7 protein-coding genes are annotated in these 8573 nt (G+C 49.1%); 6 read left to right on the plus strand and 1 reads right to left on the minus strand.

The genetic code is table 11. From position 1 onward, the window contains the following. The 6 genes from ACTTKA_RS07155 to der all read left to right on the plus strand — a co-directional run bounded on the left by ACTTKA_RS07155 (position 1) and on the right by der (position 6638). Complete coding sequence (locus ACTTKA_RS07155) at positions 1–2337, plus strand: GH92 family glycosyl hydrolase (protein ID WP_442724497.1); 2337 nt, start codon at positions 1–3, stop codon at positions 2335–2337. Between the two features lie 154 nt (positions 2338–2491). Beyond that, the gene (locus tag ACTTKA_RS07160) at positions 2492–3076 is read left to right on the plus strand and encodes a YceD family protein (RefSeq protein ID WP_442724498.1); all 585 of its coding nucleotides are present in this window, start codon (positions 2492–2494) and stop codon (positions 3074–3076) included. Positions 3077–3097: 21 nt separating this feature from the next. Continuing rightward, complete coding sequence (gene rpmF, locus ACTTKA_RS07165) at positions 3098–3283, plus strand: 50S ribosomal protein L32 (protein ID WP_074449431.1); 186 nt, start codon at positions 3098–3100, stop codon at positions 3281–3283. A gap of 87 nt (positions 3284–3370) precedes the next feature. Next, positions 3371–4375, plus strand: coding sequence for a beta-ketoacyl-ACP synthase III (locus ACTTKA_RS07170; protein ID WP_442713925.1), 1005 nt, complete (start codon positions 3371–3373; stop codon positions 4373–4375). Then, the gene (gene era, locus ACTTKA_RS07175) at positions 4356–5249 is read left to right on the plus strand and encodes a GTPase Era (protein ID WP_060827277.1); all 894 of its coding nucleotides are present in this window, start codon (positions 4356–4358) and stop codon (positions 5247–5249) included. The genes ACTTKA_RS07170 and era overlap by 20 nt, the downstream gene beginning before the upstream one ends. Positions 5250–5324: 75 nt before the next feature. Continuing rightward, on the plus strand, positions 5325–6638 hold the full coding sequence (der, locus tag ACTTKA_RS07180; RefSeq protein ID WP_442724499.1) for a ribosome biogenesis GTPase Der: 1314 nt from the start codon (positions 5325–5327) through the stop codon (positions 6636–6638). Positions 6639–6640: 2 nt separating this feature from the next. Here the strand turns inward: der and ACTTKA_RS07185 are convergent, their stop codons facing one another. Continuing rightward, positions 6641–8404, minus strand: coding sequence for a glycoside hydrolase domain-containing protein (locus ACTTKA_RS07185; protein ID WP_442724500.1), 1764 nt, complete (start codon positions 8402–8404; stop codon positions 6641–6643). Between the last annotated feature and the right edge of the window lie 169 nt (positions 8405–8573).

Genomic DNA, 8573 nt, shown 5'->3' on the forward strand with positions numbered 1-8573 from the left:
ATGAACATACATATAAAAATCGGAATCGTGATCGGTTATCTAGCAGTCACTGAAATATTTAACGCATCGGCGGGCGATTTGCTGCCATACGTTAACCCGATGGTAGGAACAAAAAGCATGGGACATACGTTCCCCGGAGCCTGCGCTCCGTTCGGTCTGGTGCAGTTAAGTCCTGATACGGAAATGGTTCCGCACAACATCGGCGGAGTCTATCAACCCGATGCTTATCGGTATTGCACAGGTTATCAGTATGATGATAAAACGATTGTCGGGTTCAGTCATACCCATTTCAACGGCACGGGGCACTCCGATTTGGGCGATATTTTAGTTATGCCTGCAACAGGTGAGGTAAAACTCGACAAAGGTACGGCAGAACATCCCGAAAGTGGCTATCGTTCACGCTTCAGCCACGAGCACGAAAAGGCCGAAGCCGGATATTATTCTGTGTTGCTCGAAGATTACGGCATCCGTGCCGAGATGACCGCTACGGAACGGGTTGGTGTGCATCGTTACACCTTTCCGAAAGGTACTCAGGCAGGGCACATCGTACTCGACCTCGATTACGGCATTTATCACTACGATGGTAAGGTGCTGATGGCCAATGTTCGTGTGGAGGATTCGTGTACGCTTACCGGCTACCGTATCACCCGTGGCTGGTCTCGGATGAATTACACTCATTTTGCCGTGAAGTTTTCGAAGCCGATTACCGCTTACGGCTGTCGCAATAACGAAGAGGTGCTTTATAAAGGATTCTGGCGCAGGTTCGACATGACGAAGAATTTCCCGGAGATGTTCGGCAAACGCCTTACGGCTTATTTTGAATTTGATTTCTCCGATGGCCGTCCGCTCGAGGTGCAGGTCGCTCTCTCGCCGGTCGATTGTCTGGGCGCACGAAAGAATCTGGAGGCCGAAACGGGAGGGAAGTCATTCGATGAAGTTCGGAAGGCTACGCAGGCGAAGTGGGAGAAGGAGTTGAGCTGCATCCGTATAGAAGCTGACGACGATACGAAAGCCGTATTCTACACGGCCTTGTATCATACGATGATCAATCCTTCCGTATATCAGGACGTAGACGGGCGTTATCGCGGCGTTGACCACAATATCCATCAGGCGGCCGAAGGGCAAACCAACTATACGGTCTTTTCCGTTTGGGATACGTTTCGCGCCCAGCATCCACTGATGAACCTGATTAAACCGTCGCGCAGCGTGCAGTTCGTTCACTCCATGCTCAATCATTACCGACAGAGTGTACACCGTGCCTTGCCGGTTTGGTCGCACATGGGCAATGAAAACTGGTGTATGATCGGGTATCACTCCGTTTCGGTCGTGGCCGATGCCTTCACGAAAGGGTTGGAGGTGGATAAAAAACTTGCACTGGATGCTTGTATAAACAGTTCGAATCTGGATTACTACGATGGTATTGCCGAATATAAGAAGCTGGGTTATGTACCGCTCGAACGCAGCGGTTCGGCAGCTTCGGTCACGCTCGAATACAGTTACGACGATTGGGCAATCAGTGAGCTGGCTAAGCGGATGAAGGTTCAGTATGTAGAGGAAGAATATGCGAAACGTGCGTGCAGTTATCGCAATATTTTTGATCCGTCGCTGGGTTTTGCCCGCCCGAAACATCAGGACGAGACGTTCAAAAAAGGTTTTGACTTGCTCGATACGCACGGACAGGGTTTTATCGAAGGCAATTCGTGGAACTATTCGTTCTTCGTACCGCACGATGTCAACGAATTGATGCGTCTGATGGGCGGAGAGAAACGGTTTGTGCGTCGTCTCGACTCGCTCTTTACGATGCACCTGCCTGCCAAATATTTTGAACATACGGAAGATATAAACGAAGAAGGGCTGATGGGCAACTACGTGCACGGTAACGAACCGAGCCATCATGTGCCTTATCTGTATAAATGGACGGACAAACCTTGGAAATCGGAAGCGCGTCTTCACGAGATTATGCGCAGGATGTACCGCAACCGGATCGATGGATTGTCGGGTAACGACGACTGCGGACAGATGTCGGCATGGTACATCTTTTCGGCGCTCGGATTTTATCCTGTCTGTCCCGGAACGGACCAGTACGTTATCGGTTCGCCTTTTGTGAAAGAGGCGGTTGTGCAACTCGAAAACGGCAAGACGTTTACCGTGAAGACCAGGTATGCTTCGCCGAAGAACGTCTATGTCAAATCGATTACGCTTAACGGCCGGCCATACCGAAAAGCTTATATCACTCATGCCGATATCCTTGGTGGCGGTGAGATCGAATTCGAGATGTGCGCTCGTCCGAATAAAAAATCGTCGGCCTACGAAAAACCGTATTCAATGACGCAGTGAGGATAATGAATGAAATAAAACAAATTTATTCTGTCGGACAACATAGCTTTGTAAGATGGTTATAATTTGATTGTTGCTGAAAAATATAAGGAATAATTCTTTTTCTATACAAAAAAAATATACCTTTGCAGCGTTTTTTTGGAGATTATAGGCTTTGGGCAAATTCGGTGCATATTGGGTTGATTTGAAAAATATGAATCCGGAAGAAGTTCGTACATACGAATACTTTTTGGATAATCAGTTTTTTACGGATATTGACGGTGCCGAAGTTCAGCGCGGAAAAGTAAATGTTTCGTTGAAAGTGGAGCGTAAAGTGTCTTCATTTGAGATGACGTTTCATTTATCCGGTATGGTGATCGTATCGTGCGACCGGTGTCTGGACGACATGGAACAAGTGATTGCTTCGGATAATCGCTTGATGGTGAAGTTTGGTAAAGAATATGCCGAGGAAAGCGATGAAATATTGGTTATCTCGGAAGATGAAGGTCGTGTAAATCTGGCATGGTTCCTTTACGAGTTTGTCGCATTGAACATTCCGATGAAGCATGTGCACGCGCCGGGAAAATGTAACAAGGCGATGTCGGCCCGATTACGCAAACACTCTGCGCATCGCTCTGATGAAAGCGATAATGCGGAGGATGAGGTGGAGGACGACGATAACATACTGTCGGATGAGTATGAGGATACTGCGACAGACCCTCGTTGGGATGCTCTGAAAAAACTGAAGAATGAAGAATGAATTTAAAATAAAAATAAGATTATGGCACATCCTAAAAGAAGACAAGGAAGCGCGAGAACTGCCAAGAGAAGATCGCATGATCATGCAGTGACTCCGACAATGGCCATCTGCCCGAATTGCGGTGCATGGCATGTGTATCACACCGTTTGTAACGAATGCGGATATTATCGAGGTAAGCTGGCCATTGAAAAAGAAGCTGCCCTTTAATAGAAACACTTCGGACCAAATTTGATGTAAAAACGAAGAAAGATAGCCCTGAATCTTTAAGGGCTATTTTTTTAAAGAACCGCGATTATGGACAAGATAAATGCAGTGATTACGGGGGTCGACGGATATGTTCCGGACGATGTATTGACAAATGCCGATTTGTCAAAGATGGTCGATACGACTGATGAATGGATTATGACACGGGTCGGGATTAAGGAAAGACGTATCTTGAAAGACCCTGAATTAGGGGCTGCTTATATGGGGGCGCAAGCTGTCGGCCGACTCGTCCGCAAGAAAGGAATTGACCCGGAAACGATAGACGGAATTATATGTTCGACGTCGACGGCCGACTATCATTTTCCGAGTACAGCCTCTATTATTGCGTATGAAGCAGGTTGCAAGAACGCATTTGCCTTTGATATACAGGCTGCCTGTGCAGGATTTATCTATGCATTGGAAACTGCGTCTAATTTTATTCGTTCGGGACGTTATAAGCGGATGCTTGTTGTCTCAAGTGAGAAAATGTCGGCGATCACCGACTATCAGGACCGGTCGACGTGTCCCCTTTTCGGCGATGGTTGCGGGGTTGCTCTTTTAGAGCCAACCTGTGAAGATTATGGGGTTATGGACACGATTCTTCGTGCTGAAGGTACCGGAAAATCACATTTGATCATGAAGGCCGGCGGGGCTGTTCGAATGCCTTCGTACGAGACGATTGATAAGCGTGAGCATTTTGTGTATCAGGAGGGACAGGCCGTATTCAAACGAGCCGTCATTGATATGGCCGATGCAGCAGAAGAGATCGTGAGACGCAATGGCCTGACAAAAGATGAAATCGACTGGATTGTTCCCCATCAGGCCAATCTTCGCATCATTGACGCGGCGGCTCGACGTTTGGGAGTCGGCGACTCGAAGGTGATGGTGAACATTCGGAAATATGGAAATACCAGTTCGGCAACGATCCCGTTATGCCTCTGGGAATGGGAGAAGAAACTGAAAAAGGGGGACAACATCGTCATGGCTGCTTTTGGAGCCGGTTGGACATGGGGCGCCAACTATGTGAAGTGGGCCTATGACGGATCGGAAGCATAAGTCCGGCTTTGTCAATATCATCGGAAATCCGAATGTTGGCAAATCCACCCTGATGAATCAGTTGGTGGGTGAACGCATATCGATCATCACATCGAAGGCGCAAACAACGCGTCATCGTATTTTGGGGATCGTCAATACCGACGATATGCAGATTGTCTATTCGGATACGCCCGGAGTATTGCGTCCTAACTATAAATTGCAGGAGACGATGCGGGAATCGTCGGAATCAGCCTTGGGCGATGCGGATGTTTTGCTTTATGTGACTGATGTAATCGAGAAGACAGATAAGAACGACGATTTCCTGCAACGGGTACGACAGGCGAAATGTCCTGTCCTGCTCCTGATTAATAAAATTGATTTGGCCGACCAGCCGAAGCTGGAGACCTTGGTCGAGGAATGGCATGCGTTGTTGCCCGAGGCGGAGATTATCCCGATATCGGCTACGTCGAAATTCAATATCGAGCCGTTGAAGAAGCGTATCCGGGAGCTGATTCCCGACTCGCCGCCATATTTTGAGAAAGATGCGTTGACCGACCGTCCGGCGCGTTTTTTTGTCACGGAGATTATTCGTGAAAAGATCTTGCTTTACTATCAGAAAGAGATTCCGTATGCTACGGAGGTCGTTGTAGAGCAGTTTATCGAAGAGCCGACGCGCGTGCATATCAAGGCGCTGATCATTGTCGAGCGTGAAACGCAGAAAGGCATCATCATCGGACATGGCGGGCAAGCGCTGAAGAAGGTCGGTATGATGGCGCGCAAGGATATGGAGCGATTTTTCGAGAAGAAGATTTTTCTCGAGTTGTTTGTCAAGGTGGTATCGGACTGGCGCAACCGCGACAATTTGCTGAAATCATTTGGCTATAAGCTGGATTAACTTTATGGGGCGCAGCAGATGCGTTCCTTTGTTTCTTCCGGTTCGTAAGATGAAACATGTAAATCAAAAAAGGATATGGGAAATGTGGTAGCAATCGTCGGACGGCCGAATGTCGGCAAGTCCACCCTATTTAACCGCTTGACGCAGTCGCGTCAGGCCATCGTCAATGAGGAGGCGGGAACGACACGTGACCGTCAGTACGGGAAAGTAGAATGGACAGGGCGCGAATTTTCGATTATCGACACGGGGGGCTGGGTTGTCAATTCCGAAGACGTCTTTGAAGGAGAGATTAACAAGCAGGTGCAGATCGCGATCGAAGAGGCGGATGTGATTCTTTTCGTGGTCGATGTGCAAAATGGCGTGACCGATCTCGACGATGAGGTCGCTCATATCCTGCGTCGCAGCAAGAAGCCGGTGGTGCTTGTGCCCAATAAGGCCGACACTTACGACTGGCATGCGGTGGCAGCCGAGTTTTACCGTTTCGGACTGGGCGACCCGTATTGTATTTCGGCGATGAACGGTTCGTACACGGGCGATTTGTTGGATCATATCATTGAGTTGCTACCCTCAGAAGCTCCGGAGATGCTCGAGGAGGCGTTACCCCGAATTGCCGTCGTGGGACGTCCGAATGCGGGAAAATCATCGCTGATCAATGCGTTTATCGGCGAGGAGCGTCATATCGTCACCGATATAGCGGGCACGACACGCGATTCGATTTATACGCGATACAATAAGTTTGGCCTCGACTTCTATCTGGTCGATACGGCCGGTATCCGTAAGAGAGGAAAAGTGAATGAAGACCTTGAATATTATTCGGTGATTCGTTCCATCCGTGCCATCGAAAATTCCGACGTCTGTGTTTTAATGCTTGATGCGACACGCGGTGTCGAGAGTCAGGACTTGAATATTTTCTCCATAATCCAAAAGAATAAGAAAGGGCTGATTGTTTGTGTAAACAAGTGGGATCTTGTGGAGGATAAGAGTACGGCTGTCATCAAGACGTATGAACGTGCGATTCGCGAGCGGATGGCGCCGTTTACCGATTTCCCCATTTTGTTTATTTCTGCGCTGACGAAACAACGTATCTTGAAAGTGCTCGAGACGGCTAAGGCCGTGTATGACAATCGTCGTCGGCGTGTACCGACCCGCAAGCTGAACGAGACGATGCTTCCGATTATTGAAAAGACACCTCCTCCCGCGTGGAAAGGGAAATACATCAAAATTAAATATGTTACCCAACTGCCGGCAGGCAGTGTCCCGTCGTTTGCGTTTTTCTGCAATCTGCCGCAGTGGGTAAAAGAGCCTTACAAGCGTTTTCTCGAAAATAAACTACGCGAGCACTGGGATTTTCTGGGTACACCGATTCAGGTATTTATCCGGGAGAAATAAGCTTAGAATTTGTTCAGCGCTTCTCGGGCATTTTTTAATCGAGCTGCCGGATCGGGTCGTAACATGCCTTCGGAGGAGAACTCCGACACAATACGATTCAGTTTCTGTAGTTTTCCGCTGGCTTTCTTGCGTGTAAACTCCTCGCGCAAGAGGCGTATTTTTTCCGCGTCCTGAATACCTTCGATCAGCCGTTCCATGCGGATGCTGCTGCGTGCTTCCGGATAGATCAGGTAGCAGTCGCCCGCGGCCCATGAGCGGAAACGCGAGTCGCGCAACGGGTCGGCTGTCCAGCTGTTGTATGCCCAGCGCAGGTAGCCGTCGTAGTTTCCGGCCATGACATGCCATCCGATCCATGTCGCTTCGTAGGGTGGAGAAAACGTGAACGTATTGGGACGTGCTTCGGCGCAGCAGGTGTAGACGGTGCTCACCTTGCCGGCCTTTTGCCGTGCGGTTTTAACTTCGGCAGGGAAGGGGTGCGTATAAGCCAGGCAAAGATCGTGCAGCTCATGTTCTATTTCGCTATGGTAATTGCCTGCCAGAGAGATTTTGTAGTCCGGATCTGCCTTGCGGATCACCTTGATAGCTTCCTGCATCGCGTCGAGACCACGTTCGTCCATGGCGATGGTGGTCTTTTCGAACCATCCTTTGGTGCGCAGGTGCGTGGCGAAATCTTGCAAAAAAGCCCCCCAATATTCGTTGTAAGCCGGTTCGCCCGGTTGGGCTTCAATGAACAGAATCCGCCCGGTAGCCTGATCGAAGTAATCAAAACGGAGCGCCCACGGTATCATGGTGTAGCAATTGATCTGGCGGTCGATGCCGATTTCGTTCATCATAAATTCCACCCATTTGTCGAAGACCGTATAGTCGTATGACCATGTGCCGTCGATTTTCTTTATCTTAGCGATCATACTGTCGAAGGCATCTTCTGTCTGTCCGTTCCAAGGCTTGTGCATGATGGAGGCGGTGATGACCTTCTGTCCGGCGTCAGCCAGCAGTTTCATGACGGGGCGCATGGCATCGAAGTGTGCCTGACTCCAGAGAGGCACCTGATAATATCGTGCTACAGAATAGGGATTCTGCCACAGGTCGAGATGGAACGCCCAGTCTTTGGCTGCGGGAAGTCTACGGTCGATCACGTTGATTTCGAACGGCAGTTGTTGTGCCGTCATATCGTCGGTCGAGACGGTCAACGTGCCTTTGTAGACGCCCGGACGTGCATCCGAAGGAATGCTGATGGTGAGCCAAATGGGCTGTGTGGTACAGGCATCGATACAAAGGCGTGCGGCAGGGTCCAGCACATCGGCCACGAGCGAGGAATCCCACTCAGCTTTGTCGGGGCGTTGGCTGCATCCGCTTTTGCCGTCTTTGTTCAATTCGTCGGTCATCACATAACGGACGAAAGCCGGCTGTATGGCTTCGGTGGGAATGATCGAGCTTCCGTTGCGTAATTCACTTACTCCCAATCTGACGTCCTTGTGAAAGTTTCTCGTCCATAAAACAGCTTGCGCATTGACACGTTCGCCTTTCCATGCTGTAGCTTTCCAGATCGGAAGATGTGGAATAGCAGGGACGTCGTGTTTCGTGTAACGTATATCCGTACTTCCCCAACGCAGAGGAGGAATGATAGGCACTTTCGACCAAAGCCCTTCATCGACAGGTGGACGGAGATCAGTCAGTTCGTTGTATTCGTTCAACGGATAAGGTGTTTGTGCGGAACAAAGCGCTCCGGATAAACAAAGCGCTACAAGAAGGAATGTTTGTTTCATTGTTATTTATCATGAAAAGATTAATACTCGGTAAAGATAGGAAGAGTTTTGTGGCTGTCCAAGCGCCGGACCGGTTTTTCATGGCTTCATTCCAAGTATGAACCTAAAAAAATAACTACCTTTCCTCTAAAACGTATTTTGTGAGTTTGCTTAGATTGCTGTTCAATCC

Origin of the sequence: Tannerella sp. (assembly GCF_052170195.1) — a bacterium.
In the GTDB taxonomy this organism is placed as follows: Bacteria; Bacteroidota; Bacteroidia; order Bacteroidales; family Tannerellaceae; genus Tannerella.